Here is an 18,636-nt window from a genome sequence, read left to right on the forward strand (position 1 = left end):
CGAGGGGCGCCGGCTGGTGATCGTTAAGGACTTACTCGCTCTCAAGCTCGATATCGATACCGAGAGAGCGGATCTCCTTGATCAACACGTTGAACGATTCCGGCATACCCGGCTCCATCCGGTGATCACCGTCGACGATGTTCTTGTACATCTTCGTACGGCCGTTCACGTCGTCCGATTTAACGGTCAGCATCTCCTGCAGAGTGTAGGCGGCGCCGTATGCCTCAAGCGCCCAGACCTCCATCTCACCGAAGCGCTGACCACCGAACTGCGCCTTACCACCCAGCGGCTGCTGGGTAACCAGGCTGTAGGAACCGGTAGAACGCGCGTGCATCTTGTCGTCGACCAGATGGTTCAGCTTCAGCATGTACATGTAGCCGACAGTCACCGAACGGTCGAATTTATCGCCGGTGCGGCCGTCGTACAGGGTGAACTGACCGGAGTCATCCAGATCAGCCAGACGCAGCAGTGCCTTGATCTCAGCTTCCTTGGCGCCATCGAATACCGGTGTTGCCAGCGGTACACCGCGCTTCAGGTTGTGAGCCAGCTCGATGATCTCTTCATCGCTGAAGTTATCCAGCGCTTCCTTACGGGAGCACTCGAGTTCACCGTGGACGCCGTTGTAGATCTCGCCGAGGAAACCGCGCACTTCTTTGACGGTTTCAGCCTTGGCACGCTCCTGTTCCAGCATGGCGTTGATCTTGCGACCCAGGCCGGTAGCGGCCATACCCATGTGGGTTTCCAGGATCTGACCGACGTTCATACGGGACGGTACGCCCAGCGGGTTCAGCACGATATCCACCGGCTCGCCATGCTCGTCGTACGGCATATCCTCGACCGGCATGATAACGGAGATAACACCCTTGTTACCGTGACGACCAGCCATCTTGTCACCCGGCTGCACGCGACGCTTGGTGGCGACGTAGACCTTGACGATTTTCAGCACGCCCGGTGCCAGATCATCGCCGGTCTGCAGCTTGCGCTTCTTGTCTTCGAAACGCTTGTCCAGGTTCTCGCGACGCTCTTCAAGCTGCTTCTGAGCCAGTTCCAGCATCTCCTGGGCGGACTCATCACCGACACGGATCTTGAACCACTCGGAGTGCTTGAGACCCTGCAGGAACTCGGAGGTGATCTCTTCGCCCTTCTTCAGGCCGGCACCGCCGTCAGCGCTCAGGCCAACGAGGGTACGCTCAAGACGCTCGAAGACCGCCTGTTCAACGATACGCAGCTCTTCGTTCAGGTCCTTGCGGATCGCATCCAGCTCGTACTTCTCGATAGAGAGCGCACGCTCGTCCTTGGGCACACCGTCACGGGTGAAGACCTGGACATCGATGACCTTACCGAGGGTACCGGTCTTCACGCGCAGTGAAGTGTCCTTAACATCGGACGCCTTCTCACCGAAGATCGCACGCAGCAGCTTCTCTTCCGGGGTCAGCTGGGTTTCGCCCTTCGGCGTCACCTTACCGACCAGGATGTCGCCCGGACCGACTTCCGCACCGATGTGCACGATGCCGGACTCATCCAGTTTCGCCAGTGCCGCTTCACCCACGTTGGGGATATCGGAAGTAATCTCTTCCGGCCCCAGCTTGGTGTCACGCGCCACACAGGTCAGTTCCTGGATGTGGATAGTAGTGAAGCGATCTTCCTGAACCACACGCTCGGAGATGAGGATGGAGTCCTCGAAGTTGTAACCGTTCCACGGCATGAACGCGATACGCATGTTCTGACCCAGGGCCAGTTCACCCATATCCACGGACGGACCGTCAGCCATGACGTCGCCACGCTGCACGGTTTCACCAGGACGCACGATGGCGCGCTGGTTGATGCAGGTGTTCTGGTTGGAACGGGTGTACTTGGTCAGGTTGTAGATGTCGACACCGGCATCGCCCGCTTCGACCTCTTCATCACGTACACGTACAACTACGCGGCTGGCGTCGACAGACTCGATCACACCACCACGACGGGCAACGACACAGACACCGGAGTCCTGGGCCACGTTGCGCTCAAGACCGGTACCCACCAGCGGCTTCTCGGCACGCAGGGTCGGAACCGCCTGACGCTGCATGTTGGAACCCATCAGTGCGCGGTTCGCGTCATCGTGTTCCAGGAACGGGATCAGGGATGCCGCAACGGATACCACCTGGCGCGGAGACACGTCCATGTACTGAACGTTTTCAGCCGGCGTTACGGTGAATTCGTTGAGGTGACGGACAGCTACCAGCTCGTCGGTCAGCTCCATGTTCTCGTTCATCGCCGCAGACGCCTGGGCGATTACGTATTTCGCTTCTTCGATCGCAGACAGGTAATCGATCTCGTCGCTTACCTTGCCGTCGGTCACGCGACGGTACGGCGTTTCCAGGAAGCCGTAATCGTTGGTGCGTGCAAACACCGCCAGCGAGTTGATCAGACCGATGTTCGGACCTTCAGGGGTCTCGATCGGACAGACGCGACCGTAGTGGGTCGGGTGTACGTCTCGAACCTCGAAGCCGGCACGTTCACGGGTCAGACCACCCGGACCAAGCGCAGAGACACGACGCTTGTGCGTGATCTCTGACAGCGGGTTGTTCTGGTCCATGAACTGGGACAGCTGGGAAGAACCAAAGAATTCCTTGATTGCTGCAGCTACCGGCTTGGCGTTGATCAGATCCTGCGGCATCAGGTTGTCGGCTTCTGCCATGGACAGACGCTCGCGCACCGCACGCTCAACACGGACCAGACCGACACGGAACTGGTTCTCGGCCATTTCACCGACGGAACGGATACGACGGTTACCCAGGTGGTCGATATCATCGACAACGCCCTGACCGTTACGGATCTCGATCAACGTCTTCATGACCGCCAGGATGTCATCCTTGTCCAGGATGCCGGAACCGGTCTCTTCAGCACGGCCCAGACGGCGGTTGAACTTCATACGACCAACCGCAGACAGGTCGTAACGCTCTTCAGAGAAGAACAGGTTCTCGAACAGACCTTCCGCGGACTCTTTGGTCGGCGGCTCGCCCGGGCGCATCATGCGATAGATTTCGACCAACGCTTCCAGCTGGTTGCGGGTCGGGTCGATACGCAGGGTATCGGAGATAAACGGACCACAGTCGAGATCGTTCGTGTACAGAGTCTCAACGCGATCGATGCCGGCCGCCTGGATCTTGGCGATCAGGTCTTCGGTCACTTCGGTGTTGCATGGAGCAAACACTTCACCGGTGGACGGGTCGATCAGGTCTTTTGCCAGCGCCTTGCCGATCAGGTATTCAGCCGGTGTATTCAGCTGCTGCATACCCGCCTGCTGCATCTGGCGAATGTGGCGCGGCGTGATACGACGACCCGCTTCCACAATGGTCTTGCCCTCGGGATCCTTGATCTCGAAGGTCATGGTTTCACCGCGCAGACGCTCGGGGATCAGGTCCATCCAGATCTGATCGCCATCCAGGGTCCAGCCGGTGGTCACGAAGAAGGTATCGAGGATCTCTTCGGCCTGGTAGCCCAGTGCGCGCAGCAGAATAGTTGCCGGCAGCTTACGGCGACGGTCGATACGAACGAACAGAGCGTCCTTCGGATCGAACTCGAAGTCCAGCCAGGAACCGCGATACGGAATAATTCGGGCGGAGTAAAGCAGCTTGCCAGACGAATGGGTCTTGCCCTTGTCATGGTCAAAGAACACACCGGGAGAACGGTGCAGCTGCGATACGATAACGCGCTCGGTACCGTTAACGACAAAGGTACCGTTCTCAGTCATCAGGGGCATTTCGCCCATGTAGACTTCCTGCTCCTTGATATCCTTGATCGCCTTGGTGGATGAATCGCGATCATAGATAATCAGACGTACTTTAACGCGCAACGGAGCAGCATAGGTTACACCACGCTGTTGACATTCATTGACGTCAAATACGGGCTCACCGAGGCGATAACCGGCGTATTCCAGCGCAGCGTTTCCGGAATAGGAAACGATCGGGAATACAGAATTGAATGCAGCGTGAAGCCCTTCGTCCTTGCGCCCCTGCGCCTGTTCGGAGCCCGCTTGCAGAAACTTGCGATAGGAATCGAGCTGGATCGCAAGCAGATATGGCACATCCATTACCTGCGGCAGCTTACCGAAATCCTTGCGTATACGTTTCTTCTCAGTATATGAATAAGCCATCAGTGTTCCCCAGCATGTGCACCTAGGTTGAGAAGCCAGCCACCAGATTGGCGGACTGTTATACCGTTATTTATTTGCTGTCTGTAAATAACGGAAAAAGGCCGGTGGCATTCCGCCACCAGCCATACGCCTTTAAGCAGAACTAAGCTGCTTGCAACGCATCGAAGCGATTACTTGAGCTCAACAGAGGCGCCGGCTTCTTCCAGTGCTTTCTTGAGTTCTTCGGCTTCTTCCTTGGAAGCGCCTTCTTTGATGGTAGCCGGAGCACCGTCAACCATTTCTTTCGCTTCTTTCAGGCCCAGACCGGTAGCGCCACGGACAGCCTTGATAACGTTGACTTTCTTATCGCCAGCAGCGGTCAGGACAACGTCGAATTCAGTCTGCTCTTCAGCAGCGGCACCAGCGTCGCCAGCCGGGCCAGCAACTACTGCAGCTGCAGCAGAAACACCGAATTTTTCTTCCATTGCAGAAACCAGTTCTACAACGTCCATGACAGACATTTCAGCGATTGCGTTGATGATATCTTCTTTAGACAGAGACATTTTCTAAAATCCTATAAACGTGCGTTAAATCGTGAAGGGACGCGCCTGGTACATATATAAGTACAGGTTACGCGGCCTCTCCTTCTTTCTGATCGCGAACAGCAGCCAAAGTACGTACAAGCTTGCCAGCAGCTGCTTCTTTCATGCAGCTCATCAGCTTAGCCAGTGCCTCATCGTAAGTCGGCAGGCTAGCCAGTACGGAAATGTCCACAACTGCGCCTTCAAAGGCGGCAGCTTTCAGCTCGAGCTTGTCATTGCTTTTTGCAAAGTCTTTCAGGATGCGAGCGCCAGCGCCCGGGTGTTCCTGAGAGAAAGCAATGATAGTCGGACCGACGAAGTTGCCAGACAGGCACTCGTAATCGGTGCCTTCAACTGCGCGGCGTGCCAGGGTGTTACGAACGACTTTCAGCCATACACCGTTGTCACGCGCCTGCTTACGCAGTGCAGTCATATCGCCCACTTCTACGCCACGGGAATCCGCAACGACAGCAGAGAGCGCATTTTTGGCAGCTTCCTGGACTTCAGCGACGATCGCTTTTTTGTCTTCGAGTCCTAATGCCACAATTTACTCCTGGATTGAGTCTTTCGACTTATTACCAACCACCCCGCTTACGCGAGGCTGAGTACGGTGGTCTCGATTCACGCGTGAATCTCACCGTCTGCGCAGGCTGGTTGGCCCATTAAGGCAGACACTGCAAGCAGCTCTGCCACCTGCGGTCTTTGACGGCCTTCGTCTCTGTCACAGAGGTCACGAAGACCCTCAAAAAACCTTTACAGAGTCCGCAATCAAGCGGACTCAAGAGATCAGATACCCAGAGAGCCCTGATCTACGAGGACACCCGGACCCATGGTAGTGGACAGGGTAACCTTCTTCAGATAAACACCTTTAGCGCTGGACGGCTTGAGCTTTTTCAGATCAGCGATCAGGGCTTCGATGTTCTCTTTAACTGCTACTTCGCTGAAGCCGAGCTTGCCAACGGAGCAGTGGATGATGCCGTTCTTGTCAGTACGGAAACGTACCTGACCAGCCTTGGCGTTGTTAACCGCGGTAGTAACATCCGGGGTAACGGTGCCGACTTTCGGGTTCGGCATCAGGCCGCGCGGACCAAGGATCTGGCCCAGCTGACCAACAACACGCATAGCGTCCGGAGTCGCGATAACAACGTCGAAGTCCAGATTGCCGCCTTTAACCTGTTCAGCTAGGTCTTCAAAGCCAACAATGTCTGCGCCTGCAGCTTTTGCTTTCTCGGCGTTATCGCCCTGAGCAAAAACAGCAACGCGAACTTCTTTACCGGTGCCGTGCGGCAGTACAGTAGAGCCACGAACTACCTGGTCGGATTTACGCGGGTCAACACCCAGGTTAACCGCAACATCCAGGGATTCGGTGAACTTGACTGAAGATACGTCAGCCAGAACAGCCACAGCTTCGTCGATTGAATACAGCTTGCCCGCTTCAACTTTTTCGCGGATCGCCTTCTGGCGCTTAGTCAGCTTAGCCATTACTCATCACCCTCTACAGTCAGACCCATGGCACGCGCGCTACCAGCGATGGTGCGAACAGCCGCATCCATATCAGCAGCGGTCAGGTCAGGCATTTTAGCGGTCGCAACTTCTTCAAGCTGAGCGCGAGTCACATGACCAACCTTCTCGGTGTTCGGACGGGAAGAACCGCTCTTCAGGCCTACCGCTTTTTTCAGCAGGATAGACGCCGGCGGAGTCTTGGTGATAAATGTAAAGCTGCGGTCGCTGTATACAGTGATAACAACCGGAACCGGCAGGCCGGCTTCCATGCTCTGGGTCTGGGCGTTGAACGCTTTACAGAACTCCATGATGTTAACACCGTGCTGACCCAGGGCCGGACCTACTGGAGGACTCGGGTTAGCCTGACCAGCCTTTACCTGCAGCTTGATATAAGCACTGATTTTCTTAGCCATTTAAGCTACTCCTCAGGGTGCAAACGCCTTTCGGCTCCCCTTTTTCTCACAACAAGAGGGCGACCACGCAAGCGCGATCACCCTCCCCATAAAATTCGCTTTTGATCAGCCTTTTTCGACCTGACCAAACTCCAGCTCAACCGGCGTAGAACGCCCGAAGATAAGCACCGCCACCTGAAGGCGGTTTTTCTCGTAATTGACCTCTTCAACAACACCGTTGAAGTCGGCGAACGGGCCATCGATAACACGCACCATTTCGCCCGGCTCGAAGACGGTCTTTGGCCTCGGCTTATCCACACCGCTTTCGACGCGCTGCAGAATCTCGTTAGCCTCTTTTTCAGTAATCGGGGCCGGCTTGTCCGCGGTACCACCGATAAAGCCCAACACGCGCGGCGTATCTTTCACCAGGTGCCAGGTCTCGTCATTCATGACCATATTCACAAGCACATAGCCGGGGTAGAACTTACGCTCCGACTTACGCTTCTTGCCATCACGAATCTCAACCACTTCTTCGGTCGGCACCAGGATATCTCCAAAGAGATCCTGCATTCCGTGACGGTTAACGCTTTCGATCAGCGCTTCCTTTACCTTCTTCTCATAGTTGGAGTAGGCATGCACCACGTACCAGCGTTTCTTTTCGGTCTCCATGCTATCTCCTTAACCTATAACGCCGGATACCAGCCAACCCAGCAGCGAATCCAGACCCCAGAGCAACAGCCCTACGATCAGCACCGCAACAACAACGATAGCAGTGGTCTGCAGTGTTTCCTGGCGCGTCGGCCATACTACTTTGCGAATCTCGTTCTTCGCTTCCTTGAAGAGCTGAAAGAACGCACGACCTTTGGCCGTCTGAAAGGCAACAAAACCCGCCACCAGCGCGAGAGCCAGCAAAGCCAGCACGCGATAAAGCAGCGACTCGCCGGAAAATACCGAATTACCGACAACGCCTGCCGCCACGATAGCGATAACGACAAACCACTTCAGGGCGTCTAGTTTTGATCCTTCGGAAGTCACTTTAGAATTCACGCTAGGAGCCTCAAAAAGGTGAAAGCTTGCGCTTTACGTGACGCCATCCCAGATAAGGAATGGCAGGCCAGGAGGGAATCGAACCCCCAACCTGCGGTTTTGGAGACCGCTGCTCTGCCAATTGAGCTACTGGCCTACTGCGTAATAGGGAGGCACATTATAGGCACCTCCCTACCACTTGGCAACACTAAATATCAGATTAGGCAGTAATTTTTGAAACCACGCCAGCACCAACAGTACGACCACCTTCACGGATGGCGAAGCGCAGACCTTCTTCCATCGCGATCGGGTTGATCAGGGTAACGTTCATCTGGACGTTGTCGCCCGGCATTACCATCTCAACGCCTTCCGGCAGCTCAACCGCACCAGTGATATCGGTAGTACGGAAGTAGAACTGCGGACGGTAGCCTTTGAAGAACGGAGTGTGACGACCGCCTTCTTCTTTGCTCAGTACGTAAACTTCGCCTTCGAAGCCAGTGTGCGGAGTGATGGAACCCGGCTTAGCCAGGACCTGACCACGCTCAACTTCGTCACGCTTGGTACCACGCAGCAGCGCACCAACGTTCTCGCCTGCACGACCTTCGTCCAGCAGCTTGCGGAACATCTCAACACCAGTACAGGTAGTCTTGGTGGTGTCCTTGATACCAACGATTTCGATTTCGTCGCCAGTCTTCAGGATGCCACGCTCGATACGACCGGTAACAACGGTACCACGACCAGAGATGGAGAATACGTCCTCGATCGGCATCAGGAACGGCTGATCAACGGCACGCTCCGGCTCAGGGATGTATGAATCCAGGGCTTCAACCAGCTTCTTGACAGCGGTAGTACCCATTTCGTTGTCGTCTTCACCGTTCAGCGCCATCAGGGCAGAACCGATGATGATCGGAGTGTCGTCTCCCGGGAAGTCGTAGCTGTCCAGCAGCTCGCGCACTTCCATTTCGACCAGCTCGAGCAGCTCTTCGTCATCAACCATGTCAGCCTTGTTCAGGAACACGATGATGTAAGGAACGCCTACCTGGCGAGACAGCAGGATGTGCTCACGAGTCTGCGGCATGGGGCCGTCGGCAGCAGAACATACCAGGATCGCGCCGTCCATCTGGGCAGCACCGGTGATCATGTTCTTGACGTAGTCGGCGTGTCCCGGGCAGTCAACGTGCGCGTAGTGACGAATCGGAGACTCGTACTCAACGTGAGAAGTGTTGATGGTGATACCACGATCACGCTCTTCCGGTGCTTTGTCGATACCGTCAAAGGCAACGGCAGCGCCGCCCCAAACTTCTGAACATACGCGAGTCAGCGCAGCGGTCAGAGTGGTTTTACCATGGTCAACGTGACCGATAGTGCCGACGTTTACGTGCGGCTTGCTACGAGAAAACGCTTCTTTAGCCATCTCAAGTTCCCAACCTGTTCGCAATGATTACCAGGGTCGCCAAATACGAAAAAGGGCAGACATATCACTATATCTACCCTTTCGTAAAACTGGAGCTCATGGGCGGATTTGAACCGCCGACCTCACCCTTACCAAGGGTGTGCTCTACCCCTGAGCTACATGAGCACAACAACATGTGGAGCGGGTAGCGGGAATCGAACCCGCCTCTTCAGCTTGGAAGGCTGAGGTAATAGCCACTATACCATACCCGCCGATGCCAGCTGATTAACCACCTCATGCACGGGGTATGTGCTTGAAGCAGTTGATGGTGGTGAGGGGTGGATTCGAACCACCGAAGCTTGCGCGTCAGATTTACAGTCTGATCCCTTTGGCCACTCGGGAACCTCACCACTACCACTTCGCTGTCTCAACTGGTGCCGGCACGAGGAGTCGAACCCCGGACCTACTGATTACAAGTCAGTTGCTCTACCAACTGAGCTATACCGGCCTTGGCAGCGAAGTGGGGCGTATCTTACTGATCGCCCCGGGGTGATGCAACCCCTTCACAAGCATTTTTTTCAACTTTTATTCCAGGCCAGCTTCTGGCAACAAGCTGTTTGATTTCACTGGATATTTTATAGCCAGCCAGATGCTCTACACGCACCGCCCAACGCCCGCTCTCAGCGCTGATCTCGGCGCGCGTCGCACGCTCAGCTATCGCTTCCGGAAGCAGCGCCCGAAACGCGTCAAGCGCTTCAACACTGTCAAAGCGACCCAGCGACAGGCTTGCACCGCGACTTTCAGGCACCCAGCCTTCACGCGCCAGCGCATCGAGCAATGCGATCCGTCGCGCCGGATCCGCAGGCAGCGGCAGATCCAGTCGCCAGCCAACCACCTCGGCCGGAAGGCGTGCAGCACTGGCGGATACCGGCTCGGATTCAAGCATCGCTACCAGCCGTTGCGCATCGGCTGCAGAATTCAGCGGCTGATAACTGAAACAGACACGCGCCCGAGCGGGTAGCCGCTCACCGGCCGGCAACTCAGAGAGAAGACGCAGATCGCCTACCTCCACCCTTGCATTATCCACAACCCGGGGCGCCGCGGCCTGGCGCTGCGCATACCAGAAGAAGAGCAGCGCATTCGCCAGCAACAGCAACAGAAAGAACCAACGCACCAACATCTCAACTCTCCCGCGTCAGCTCCAGACCATCCAGAACCAGATCCGGAATCCATTCGCCGCGCCCAGCCACCCGGTGAAACAGCTCACCATCACCACCGGTCACAAACAGGCTCATCTCCGGCTCGAGACTGTCCAGCACCCGCTTGCAGATCGCCTCGAACATAAAGTCCGCGCCCTGGGTAACCGCCGCACTGGTACTGGTGCCGGGTCTGGGACTGAATTCCGCCAGCGAGGGGTCAACAAACACCCGTGCCGTATTGTTCAGCAGCGTTGTCCGCAGCAGATGCATTCCAGGGAGAATAAAGCCGCCCTGATGCACACCCCTGGCATTGAGGTAGTCGATGGTAATGGCACTGCCACAGTCGACCACACAACAGGCATCACCGGCTATTTTCCAGGCGGCCAGCATCGCCAGCCAGCGATCAACCCCCATCAGTTCAGGTTGCTGATAACTGTTGGTAACCCCGGCCTGATATCCCCGGGTACCGGCAAACAGCGGTTCCGGCAGGCCCGAGTCAGCCACCACATCCGCCAACCTGGCGTTAAACGCCTCATTGGCGACAGAGCCCACCAGCACGAGCTCGACACCCTGCAGGTTGTTAAACAACGTCGCAGAAAGCGCCTTGGCGGCAACCCGCTGCGACGCCACAACTGCACCGCTATGCTCTCTGAGCCGCCACTTCAGGAAAGTGTTGCCTACATCGATCTCGAGAATCATTCTGCTGCCCTGAGGCTGACCTCACCACCGTAATAGCTGCGCACCTGGCCACCCGATTCAAGCAGCAGTGCACCACTTTCATCAACGCCCCGGCAGATACCACTGATCTCCTCCTGACCACTGATCAGGCGGATACGGCTGTCGCGATGAGCATTAGCCTGCAGCCACTCCTGCCTGACTGCACCAAAGCCATCCCGCTCGAACCGGTCCAGGGTATCCAACAGCTCGTCCACAAGAATCGCCAGCAGCTCACTGCGACCGGGATGGTTATCAGCCAGGTCGGCAACATCCGCGATCGGCTGGGAGATCTGCTCCAGCAATCCGGCCGGCATGGCCACATTCATACCTACACCGATCACTACCTGGCACTCGCCTGCCGCATCGCCGCTGATCTCGATCAGGATACCGGCCAGCTTGCGTCCCTGACTGAGCAGATCGTTGGGCCACTTAAGCTGTACGTCATCAACACCGATCCGCCCAAGCCCCCGACGCAGAGCCACACCTACCGCCAGACTGAGCCCTTCCAGGGCGGCAACACCTGCGGAGAAACGCCAGGCGAGGGAGAAATAGAGATTGGCGCCGTAAGGGCTGATCCAGTCGCGACCACGTCGACCGCGCCCCTTGGCCTGGTATTCGGCGGCATAGAGACCGGCATTGCGACCTTTATTCAGCGCCTGCAATGCCAGACTGTTGGTGGATGCCACCTCCTCCTCGAACACCACTTCATCTAGGCGCTCGAGCGCCGCCTGGGGCAACTGCATGCGAAAGCGCTCCAGGTCCAGCAGATCGATACCTGCGGGCAGGCGATAGCCGCGCCCCTTCACGCTATAGACCTCTATGCCGAGCGCTTCGAGACGTTGAATCTGCTTCCACACGGCAGAGCGGCTTACGCCCAGCACCTCACCCAGCTCGCGCCCGGAATGAAAGGCGCCGTCGGACATCAGATTCAACAGTTTGGTGAGCTCCATCAGGCAGCAACCTCCGCAACCCGCTCCAGCACAATAAAACTGTACGCATAGGGGTTGGTTTCGCTGGCGGAAAAATCCTCCCGCCCCACTTCACGCCACTGCTCGGGTTCCAGCGCCGGGAAGTGCGCATCGCCCTCCACCTCGGCATGAACCTGGGTCAGATACAGACGTTCGGTCTGCGGCAGCAACTGGCGGTAGATCTCGGCTCCACCCATGACCACCGCCTCCTCGACTCCGTCCACCTCCGCCTGGGCAGCGGCGTGCTCCAGCGCGCGGGCCGGATCGGCAGTGACGACGACGCCCGCCGCCTGCCATTCCGGATCGCGGGTCACAACGATGTTGCAGCGCCCCGGTAACGGACGACCGATCGACTCATAGGTTTTCCGCCCCATGATGACGGGCTTACCCAGGGTCACGCGCTTGAAGTACTTGAGGTCTTCCGGCAGATACCAGGGCAGCTTGTTATCGTTGCCAATCACACGGTTTTCGGCTTGGGCCACGATCATAGCCAATCGCATGGACACTCCTTTCATGAAAGCTTCTCAGATCGCGATCGGGGCTCGGATTACCGGATAGGGGTCGTAATCCACCACCTCGAAGTCATCGAATTGGTAATCAAAGATGGAATCTGGACGACGCCTGATGTTCAGCTTCGGCAAGGCGCGCGGCATGCGGGACAGCTGCTCGGGCACGATCGTCGGGTCGTTCAGATGATTGCTGTAGAGGTGCAGATCACCGAAGGTGTGGACAAACTCTCCCACCTCCAAATCACACTGCTGCGCCACCATATGGGTCAGCAGAGCGTAACTGGCGATATTAAACGGTACGCCGAGGAAATAGTCGGCACTGCGCTGGTACAGCTGGCAGCTGAGTTTGCCGTTCGCCACATAGAACTGGAACAGGGTGTGACAGGGTGGCAGTGCCGCCTTGCCGTTACGCGCATTCTCCTGCGGACTGAGCGACTCGTCCGGCAGATCCGCCGGATTCCAGCCGCTGACAATCAGGCGCCGCGAGTTGGGCTTGCGACGGATCTGCTCGATCACCTCGCTGATCTGATCGATGGTCGAGCCATCCGGACAGGCCCAGGAGCGCCACTGTTTACCGTAGATCGGCCCCAGGTCACCGTTATCCAGCGCCCACTCATCCCAGATGCTGACGCCATGTTGGTTAAGCCAGGTGTTATCGGTGCTGCCGGAAAGGAACCAGAGCAGTTCGTAGATCACCGATTTAAGATGCACCTTTTTAGTCGTCAGCAGCGGAAAGCCCTGCTGCAGATCGAAACGCAGCTGACGACCAAACAGCGAACGCGTTCCCGTACCGGTACGGTCGCCCTTATCGACACCCTGGTCGACGATTTCACGCATCAAATCGAGGTACTGTTGCATACGGCCCTTTCTTTAACTGAGTCCTGCGGTGGGACTGCATACTTTACCGCTTAACGGCATTGGGCGCACGGCGACCATAGGCCATAGCCAGCAACACCATGCCGCCGATAATCATCGGCAACGATAGCAGCTGCCCCATGGTCAGCCAGTCAAACGCCAGGAAACCGAGCTGTTCATCGGGCTCCCGAAAGAACTCAACACTGGAGCGAAACACGCCGTAGAGCAGCAGGAACAGACCGGATACCGCCATTCTTGGGCGTGGCTTAGCCGAATACCACCAGAGGATCGCAAACATCACCAGCCCCTCCAGTACCGCTTCATAAAGCTGGGACGGGTGGCGCGCCAGACCGTCTCCCGCGCGCGGGAAGATAATGCCCCAGGTTTGATCCGTGGGCCGGCCCCAGAGCTCACCACCGATAAAGTTGCCGAGGCGTCCTGCGCCAAGACCGATGGGAATCAGCGGCGCAACAAAGTCGGCCAGTTCAAAGAAGCGCTTGCCATGACGACGGGCAAACCAGGCAATGGCGGCTATTACCCCCAGCAGCCCGCCATGGAAGGACATGCCACCTTCCCAGATCGCAAACAGCCAGAGCGGATCCTGGAGAAAATAATCAAAATGGTAAAACAGCACATAACCACAACGGCCACCCAGCACGACACCCAGGGCACCCCAAAACACCAGGTCAGAGACCTGCTCTTCGGTCCAGCCCGAGCCCGGCTGACGCGCCCGCCAGCCACCCAGCAACCAGGCCGCACCAAAGCCGATAAGATACATCAGACCATACCAGTGCACCTTGAGCGGCCCCAGTTCCAGCGCCAGCGGATTGATATCATGCACCCACACAAGCTTACCCCTGCAGCAGATTAGTCACGAGAAAACGGATACCGACGAAGGCCAGAAACAGCGCAAAAACCAGTTTCAGCTTGCGCTGCGGCAGCCGATGCGCCAGACGCGCGCCGAAGCGGGCGGTAAACGTACTCGCCAGCACGATGCCCAGCAACGCCGGCAGATAGATATATCCCAGGCTCCACTCTGGCATCCTCGCCTCGTCCCAGCCGGTAACGATATTCCCCGTCGCTCCAACCAGGGCTATGGGCAGACCACAGGCAGCAGATGTTGCCACCGCATGCGGCATATTGAGCCTGCGCCAGTGCAGGTAAGGAACTGTCAGCGTGCCACCGCCGATACCGAACACCGCGGACGCACAACCCACACCACCACCGGCAACCACCAGCTCCTTCTTGCCGGGTTCACGCCCTCCCGATGAAGGCCTCAGGTTTAACGCCATTTGCAGCGCGACAGCCAAGGTGAAACAGCCAAATGCCAGCTGCAACACCCGACCACTGAGCATCTCCGCAATCCAGACACCGCCCAGCGCACCGGCCAGAATCCCTGCGGAAATCCAGGGAAACAGATTCCAGTGAACGGCGCTATTGGCATGATGGGCCCGAATTGAACTGATCGACGTGAACACAATGGTTCCCAGCGAGGTTGCGACCGCCGCATGGGTCAGCACCTCGGGGGAGAGCCCTTGCGCCGTAAAGGAAAAGATCAACACCGGTACGATCAGCAGACCACCGCCGATACCAAAAAGGCCGGCGACAAACCCCGCCGCGGCACCAAGCAACAGATAAAGTGCGAATATTTCCAACATCCGAATCGCTCACCCCAAAAAAGAAAGTGCACTATAGTAGGGATTAGATCTGACAATGAACAGAACATCCCTGCCCGTGGAGCTGGAGCCCCGAGCCTTGTGCCTGATCGTATTTGCCATCAACCAACACCCGGACTGGCCGTTCATTCTACTGGCCAACCGTGACGAGTTTTATGACCGCCCCACCCAGGGACTGCACTTCTGGCCCGACGCTCCCATCATCGCTGGTCGCGATATCAAGGCACTGGGCAGTTGGATGGGCTTCAGCCGTTCCGGGCGTTTTGCCGCATTGACCAATTACCGCGATGGCACCCGCAGCGATAGCGGCCCTTCCCGCGGGCAACTGGTCACCGACTTTCTGACCCACACCAGCCCTGCGGCTCACTACCAACCGCCGGCCGAGGTGCGTTCCGGCTACAACCTGTTGCGAGCCGACCGCAGCGGCATCTTCTACAGCGGCAATCGCGGTGCAGCGCTGCAGCCCCTGAGCAGCGGCTTATACACGCTCAGCAATGCCCTGCTCGATACCCCCTGGCCGAAAGCTCAGCGGGCCCGGGCCGCGTTGAGCCGCGCACTGAGTGACAGGAGCCTTGCGCCTTCACAACTGCTGGCACTGCTGCACGACGACACCCGGGCCGATGACCGGGAACTACCCGATACCGGCATTCCGATCGACAAGGAGAGGCTGCTGTCGAGCTGTTTTATCCACAGCGGGGATTACGGCACCCGCGCCACCACGCTGGTGATGCAGAATTCTGAAGGGGATACACGGATGATAGAGCGGCGCTTTGGCCAGGGTGGCAACTACAGCGGAGAAACCGACCTGACCCTGAGGCTGCCACCTCTGGGTCTGTGACACTCAATCCTGCTCTGGAAGCGACGGCCGGGTAAGACTGCCCAGCCCCATGCTTTTCAGGGAAGTGCGCAGGTACTGATGAATCGCCTCGGCATCATCCATCCGCAGCACCCGCTGCAGCAGGGAGTTGGCTTTTGCCAGGCTGGTACCGCGTATGGCGGATTTAACTTTCGGCAGGTTGTTGGAGTTCATCGACAACACATCGTAGCCCATCGCCATCAGCAGCAGCGCACCACCGGGATCAGCAGCCATCTCACCACAGATGGAGACCGGTTTGTGTTCCTTGCGCGCTTCCTGGGCGACGAACTGCAGCACCTTGAGCACGGCCGGGTGATAGGGCGCGTAGAGGTCCGCCACCCGCGGATTGTTGCGATCTACCGCCAGCAGGTACTGGGTCAGATCGTTGGAACCCACGGAGATAAAATCCACCTTGCGGGCAAAACGGCGCGTCAGATACACCGCCGCCGGGACTTCCACCATGATTCCCACCGGTGGGCGCTCAACATCGAGCCCCTCTTCCTGCAGCTCACGCACGGCTCGATCGATCTGCTCACTGGCTTCCTCAATCTCGTGCATGGAGGTGACCATCGGCAGCATGATGCGCAGGTTGCCGTAACCCAGTGAAGCCCTGAGCATGGCGCGCACCTGCACCAGGAAGATCTCGGGATGATCCAGGGTTACGCGGATACCGCGCCAGCCGAGAAAGGGGTTTTCTTCGCTGATAGGAAAATAGGGCAGCGCCTTGTCGCCGCCGATATCCAGGGTGCGCATGGTCACCGGCAGCGGCGCAAAGGCTTCCAGCTGCCGGCGATAGATATGCATCTGCTCCTGTTCGCTGGGGAAAAAATCCCGTGTCATAAACGGAATTTCAGTGCGATAGAGTCCGATCCCTTCTGCACCGCGCTCCAGCGAGCGCTCCACATCGCTGGTCAGGCCCGTGTTAACCCACAGCGGCATGCGGTAGCCGTCGGAGGTCTGTGCCGGCAGATCCTTGAGCGTCTCCAGCCCGGCAGCAATCATCTGCTCTTCACGCAGAATCTCACCAAAGGCGTTTTTCAGATCGTCAGAGGGGTTAACGTAGACCCGGCCGGTGTAGCCATCGAGAATAATCTCCCGGCCGTCCAACCGTGTAAACGGCAGATCCACCACCCCCATCGCCGTGGGAATACCCATGGAGCGCGCCAGAATGGCGGCATGGGAGTTACCCGATCCACTCACCGACACCAGGCCGACAAGCTTGTCTTCCGGCACAAGACCGAGCATCGCCGGCGACAGGTCATCCGCCAACAGCACCGTCTGATCAGGGTACTCCACCTCGCCAACGCTGACATCCTCCTGCAGATGGCTGAGAATGCGGCGCCCCAGGTCGCGGATATCGCTGGCGCGCTCGCGCAGGTAAGGATCATCCATCGCCGAAAACTGGCGTACATGGTCGGCAACGACCTCCCGCAGCGCCCCCTGCGCCCAGTTGCCGGCGCGGATCCGCTCAACCACCTGCCCCGCCAGGGCATTGTCCTCCAGCATGCGCAGGTAGACATCAAACAACGCCTGCTCATCGCTGCGCAGACGCTGCTCCAGGGTTTTGCTGACCTCACGGATCTCATGTCGCACCTGCTCAAGCGCGGCATTAAAGCTGGCGACCTCTTTATCGATATCACGGGCGCGCTTATCCGGCACCCCCTCCAGATCCGCAGGCAGGGTGGCGACAAACACCTGGCCAATCGCGATACCGGGCGCACCGGCAACACCGCTGAAGCGGCGGTCCTGTACCATTTTTGGCTGGCCGCCGGTGTGATTGCCGACCGGCATTATGGAACCGGTGGCCTCGGCATGGGCGATCACCCCCGCCAACTGGGCTGACACGGTGACCAGAAAGGCCTCTTCCGATTCATCAAAGCGGCGGCTGTCATGCTGCTGAACCACCAGCACGCCGAGCACCTCACCCTGATGGATAATCGGTACCCCGAGAAAAGCGTGGTAACGCTCCTCACCGGTGGACTGCACGTAGATGAAGGAAGGATGCAGGGCAGCATCCTCCAGGTTGATCGGCTCGGCCCGCTGACCCACCAGGCCAACAACACCCTCAGTGGGGGACAGGCTGACCGTGCCCACCGCTTCACGGTTAAGCCCCTGGGTCGCCATCAGCACATAGCGCTGGGAGATGGTGTCGAGCAGATAGATGGAGCAGACCTGGGTGTGCATGGCACGCTGAATACGCCTGACCGTCAGGTCAAGAACAGAGTCGAGATCCGGGGCGGTACTCACTTCCTGAACAATTTTGCGAAGCACGCTAAGCATCGCCATCCGATTCACCCCCAACTCTAACGCTCTGAAACCGGCTGCAAGCGCGCCAGCTTCGGCGATAATTCTCGTAATGCTTTGCGGTAAACCTCTCGCTTGAAGGACACCACCTGCCCCAGAGGATACCAGTAACTGACCCAACGCCAGCCATCAAATTCCGGCGAATCTGTTTTGTCTATTTTTACCGCGCTGTCATGGCTGAGCATGCGCAGCAGGAACCATTTCTGCTTCTGGCCCACACACACAGGGTGTGAATGGCGCCGAATCATGCGTTTGGGCAGCCGGTAGCGCAACCAGCCTCGTGTTACCGCCAGAATTTCCACATCCTTTGGCGACAACCCGATCTCCTCGTCAAGTTCACGGAACATTGCCTGTTCGGGGGTTTCACGTCCCTGAATTCCGCCCTGCGGAAACTGCCAGGCATCCTGCCCGATGCGCCTTGCCCAAAGTACCTGACCCAGCGCGTTGACCAGAATGATACCGACATTCGGTCTGAACCCGTCTGAATCGATCACAGTTTAATCCCGAAATACCTTATTAATATGAAGCTATTGTTCCATATAT

18 protein-coding genes and 5 tRNA genes are annotated in these 18,636 nt (G+C 57.7%); 1 reads left to right on the forward strand and 22 read right to left on the reverse strand.

The genetic code is table 11. The annotated features are described in order from the left end of the window. Positions 1 to 31: 31 nt before the first annotated feature. The 20 genes from rpoB to ACQUQP_RS00530 form a co-directional block, all read right to left on the reverse strand. Positions 32 to 4,135 (reverse strand): DNA-directed RNA polymerase subunit beta, encoded by a 4,104-nt coding sequence (gene rpoB / locus ACQUQP_RS00435; protein ID WP_432696867.1) that lies wholly within the window; start codon positions 4,133 to 4,135, stop codon positions 32 to 34. Positions 4,136 to 4,305: 170 nt separating this feature from the next. After that, positions 4,306 to 4,677, reverse strand: coding sequence for a 50S ribosomal protein L7/L12 (gene rplL, locus ACQUQP_RS00440; protein WP_432696868.1), 372 nt, complete (start codon positions 4,675 to 4,677; stop codon positions 4,306 to 4,308). 67 nt (positions 4,678 to 4,744) lie between these two features. Next, complete coding sequence (gene rplJ, locus ACQUQP_RS00445) at positions 4,745 to 5,239, reverse strand: 50S ribosomal protein L10 (RefSeq protein ID WP_432696869.1); 495 nt, start codon at positions 5,237 to 5,239, stop codon at positions 4,745 to 4,747. A 242-nt stretch (positions 5,240 to 5,481) separates the two neighbouring features. Continuing rightward, positions 5,482 to 6,177, reverse strand: coding sequence for a 50S ribosomal protein L1 (rplA, locus tag ACQUQP_RS00450; protein ID WP_432696870.1), 696 nt, complete (start codon positions 6,175 to 6,177; stop codon positions 5,482 to 5,484). After that, positions 6,177 to 6,611, reverse strand: coding sequence for a 50S ribosomal protein L11 (gene rplK, locus ACQUQP_RS00455; RefSeq protein ID WP_432696871.1), 435 nt, complete (start codon positions 6,609 to 6,611; stop codon positions 6,177 to 6,179). The genes rplA and rplK overlap by 1 nt, the downstream gene beginning before the upstream one ends. A 105-nt stretch (positions 6,612 to 6,716) precedes the next feature. Beyond that, complete coding sequence (nusG, locus tag ACQUQP_RS00460; RefSeq protein WP_432696872.1) at positions 6,717 to 7,259, reverse strand: transcription termination/antitermination protein NusG; 543 nt, start codon at positions 7,257 to 7,259, stop codon at positions 6,717 to 6,719. A gap of 9 nt (positions 7,260 to 7,268) precedes the next feature. Next, positions 7,269 to 7,637 carry a preprotein translocase subunit SecE gene (gene secE / locus ACQUQP_RS00465; protein ID WP_432696873.1) on the reverse strand — a complete coding sequence of 123 codons (369 nt, stop codon included), beginning with the start codon at positions 7,635 to 7,637 and terminating at the stop codon, positions 7,269 to 7,271. A 60-nt stretch (positions 7,638 to 7,697) separates the two neighbouring features. Next, positions 7,698 to 7,773: transfer RNA gene (locus ACQUQP_RS00470), tRNA-Trp, on the reverse strand. A 63-nt stretch (positions 7,774 to 7,836) separates the two neighbouring features. Next, a complete protein-coding gene (gene tuf, locus ACQUQP_RS00475) occupies positions 7,837 to 9,030 on the reverse strand; it encodes an elongation factor Tu (protein WP_432696863.1) in 1,194 nt (397 codons plus the stop codon). Positions 9,031 to 9,120: 90 nt separating this feature from the next. Next, a tRNA-Thr gene (locus ACQUQP_RS00480) sits at positions 9,121 to 9,195 on the reverse strand. A gap of 11 nt (positions 9,196 to 9,206) precedes the next feature. After that, positions 9,207 to 9,281 (reverse strand) — tRNA-Gly (locus ACQUQP_RS00485). A gap of 54 nt (positions 9,282 to 9,335) precedes the next feature. Then, positions 9,336 to 9,419, reverse strand: a tRNA-Tyr gene (locus ACQUQP_RS00490). A 22-nt stretch (positions 9,420 to 9,441) separates the two neighbouring features. Further along, a tRNA-Thr gene (locus ACQUQP_RS00495) sits at positions 9,442 to 9,517 on the reverse strand. 24 nt (positions 9,518 to 9,541) lie between these two features. Next, positions 9,542 to 10,189: a hypothetical protein gene (locus tag ACQUQP_RS00500; RefSeq protein ID WP_432696874.1), complete on the reverse strand. Its 648-nt coding sequence runs from the start codon at positions 10,187 to 10,189 to the stop codon at positions 9,542 to 9,544. Between the two features lies 1 nt (position 10,190). Further along, positions 10,191 to 10,907: a type III pantothenate kinase gene (locus ACQUQP_RS00505; protein WP_432696875.1), complete on the reverse strand. Its 717-nt coding sequence runs from the start codon at positions 10,905 to 10,907 to the stop codon at positions 10,191 to 10,193. After that, positions 10,904 to 11,875 carry a bifunctional biotin--[acetyl-CoA-carboxylase] ligase/biotin operon repressor BirA gene (gene birA, locus ACQUQP_RS00510; RefSeq protein WP_432696876.1) on the reverse strand — a complete coding sequence of 324 codons (972 nt, stop codon included), beginning with the start codon at positions 11,873 to 11,875 and terminating at the stop codon, positions 10,904 to 10,906. The genes ACQUQP_RS00505 and birA overlap by 4 nt, the downstream gene beginning before the upstream one ends. Beyond that, positions 11,875 to 12,393, reverse strand: a complete 519-nt coding sequence (gene folA, locus ACQUQP_RS00515; protein WP_432696877.1) for a type 3 dihydrofolate reductase — start codon at positions 12,391 to 12,393, stop codon at positions 11,875 to 11,877. Before folA ends, birA begins: the two co-directional genes overlap by 1 nt. A gap of 24 nt (positions 12,394 to 12,417) precedes the next feature. Further along, positions 12,418 to 13,260 carry a thymidylate synthase gene (locus ACQUQP_RS00520; protein ID WP_432696878.1) on the reverse strand — a complete coding sequence of 281 codons (843 nt, stop codon included), beginning with the start codon at positions 13,258 to 13,260 and terminating at the stop codon, positions 12,418 to 12,420. Positions 13,261 to 13,303: 43 nt separating this feature from the next. Then, positions 13,304 to 14,104, reverse strand: a complete 801-nt coding sequence (gene lgt / locus ACQUQP_RS00525; RefSeq protein WP_432696879.1) for a prolipoprotein diacylglyceryl transferase — start codon at positions 14,102 to 14,104, stop codon at positions 13,304 to 13,306. Positions 14,105 to 14,108: 4 nt separating this feature from the next. Continuing rightward, entirely contained in the window at positions 14,109 to 14,915 is an 807-nt protein-coding gene (locus tag ACQUQP_RS00530) for a sulfite exporter TauE/SafE family protein (RefSeq protein WP_432696880.1), read from the reverse strand. 55 nt (positions 14,916 to 14,970) lie between these two features. Here ACQUQP_RS00530 and ACQUQP_RS00535 point away from each other — a divergent pair, with 55 nt between their 5' ends. After that, on the forward strand, positions 14,971 to 15,771 hold the full coding sequence (locus tag ACQUQP_RS00535) for an NRDE family protein (protein ID WP_432696881.1): 801 nt from the start codon (positions 14,971 to 14,973) through the stop codon (positions 15,769 to 15,771). A gap of 3 nt (positions 15,772 to 15,774) precedes the next feature. Here the strand turns inward: ACQUQP_RS00535 and ptsP are convergent, their stop codons facing one another. Beyond that, a complete protein-coding gene (gene ptsP / locus ACQUQP_RS00540; protein WP_432698733.1) occupies positions 15,775 to 18,069 on the reverse strand; it encodes a phosphoenolpyruvate--protein phosphotransferase in 2,295 nt (764 codons plus the stop codon). Positions 18,070 to 18,092: 23 nt separating this feature from the next. After that, the gene (locus ACQUQP_RS00545; protein WP_432696882.1) at positions 18,093 to 18,587 is read right to left on the reverse strand and encodes an RNA pyrophosphohydrolase; all 495 of its coding nucleotides are present in this window, start codon (positions 18,585 to 18,587) and stop codon (positions 18,093 to 18,095) included. Positions 18,588 to 18,636 lie beyond the last annotated feature (49 nt).

Origin of the sequence: Marinobacterium sp. YM272, assembly GCF_050908845.1 — a bacterium.
Lineage (GTDB): Bacteria > Pseudomonadota > Gammaproteobacteria > Pseudomonadales > Balneatricaceae > Marinobacterium_D.

Bases quoted from the DNA above. Each gene is read 5' to 3' on its own strand.
- rplL (WP_432696868.1), bottom strand. From the start codon at position 4,677: ATGTCTCTGTCTAAAGAAGATATCATCAACGCAATCGCTGAAATGTCT.
- nusG (WP_432696872.1), bottom strand. From the start codon at position 7,259: ATGGAGACCGAAAAGAAACGCTGGTACGTGGTGCATGCCTACTCCAAC.
- ACQUQP_RS00520 (WP_432696878.1), bottom strand. From the start codon at position 13,260: ATGCAACAGTACCTCGATTTGATGCGTGAAATCGTCGACCAGGGTGTC.
- ACQUQP_RS00535 (WP_432696881.1), top strand. From the start codon at position 14,971: ATGAACAGAACATCCCTGCCCGTGGAGCTGGAGCCCCGAGCCTTGTGC.
- rplK (WP_432696871.1), bottom strand. From the start codon at position 6,611: ATGGCTAAGAAAATCAGTGCTTATATCAAGCTGCAGGTAAAGGCTGGT.
- rpoB (WP_432696867.1), bottom strand. From the start codon at position 4,135: ATGGCTTATTCATATACTGAGAAGAAACGTATACGCAAGGATTTCGGT.
- ACQUQP_RS00500 (WP_432696874.1), bottom strand. From the start codon at position 10,189: ATGTTGGTGCGTTGGTTCTTTCTGTTGCTGTTGCTGGCGAATGCGCTG.
- ptsP (WP_432698733.1), bottom strand. From the start codon at position 18,069: ATGCTTAGCGTGCTTCGCAAAATTGTTCAGGAAGTGAGTACCGCCCCG.
- folA (WP_432696877.1), bottom strand. From the start codon at position 12,393: ATGCGATTGGCTATGATCGTGGCCCAAGCCGAAAACCGTGTGATTGGC.
- tuf (WP_432696863.1), bottom strand. From the start codon at position 9,030: ATGGCTAAAGAAGCGTTTTCTCGTAGCAAGCCGCACGTAAACGTCGGC.
- ACQUQP_RS00505 (WP_432696875.1), bottom strand. From the start codon at position 10,907: ATGATTCTCGAGATCGATGTAGGCAACACTTTCCTGAAGTGGCGGCTC.
- birA (WP_432696876.1), bottom strand. From the start codon at position 11,875: ATGGAGCTCACCAAACTGTTGAATCTGATGTCCGACGGCGCCTTTCAT.
- rplA (WP_432696870.1), bottom strand. From the start codon at position 6,177: ATGGCTAAGCTGACTAAGCGCCAGAAGGCGATCCGCGAAAAAGTTGAA.
- ACQUQP_RS00530 (WP_432696880.1), bottom strand. From the start codon at position 14,915: ATGTTGGAAATATTCGCACTTTATCTGTTGCTTGGTGCCGCGGCGGGG.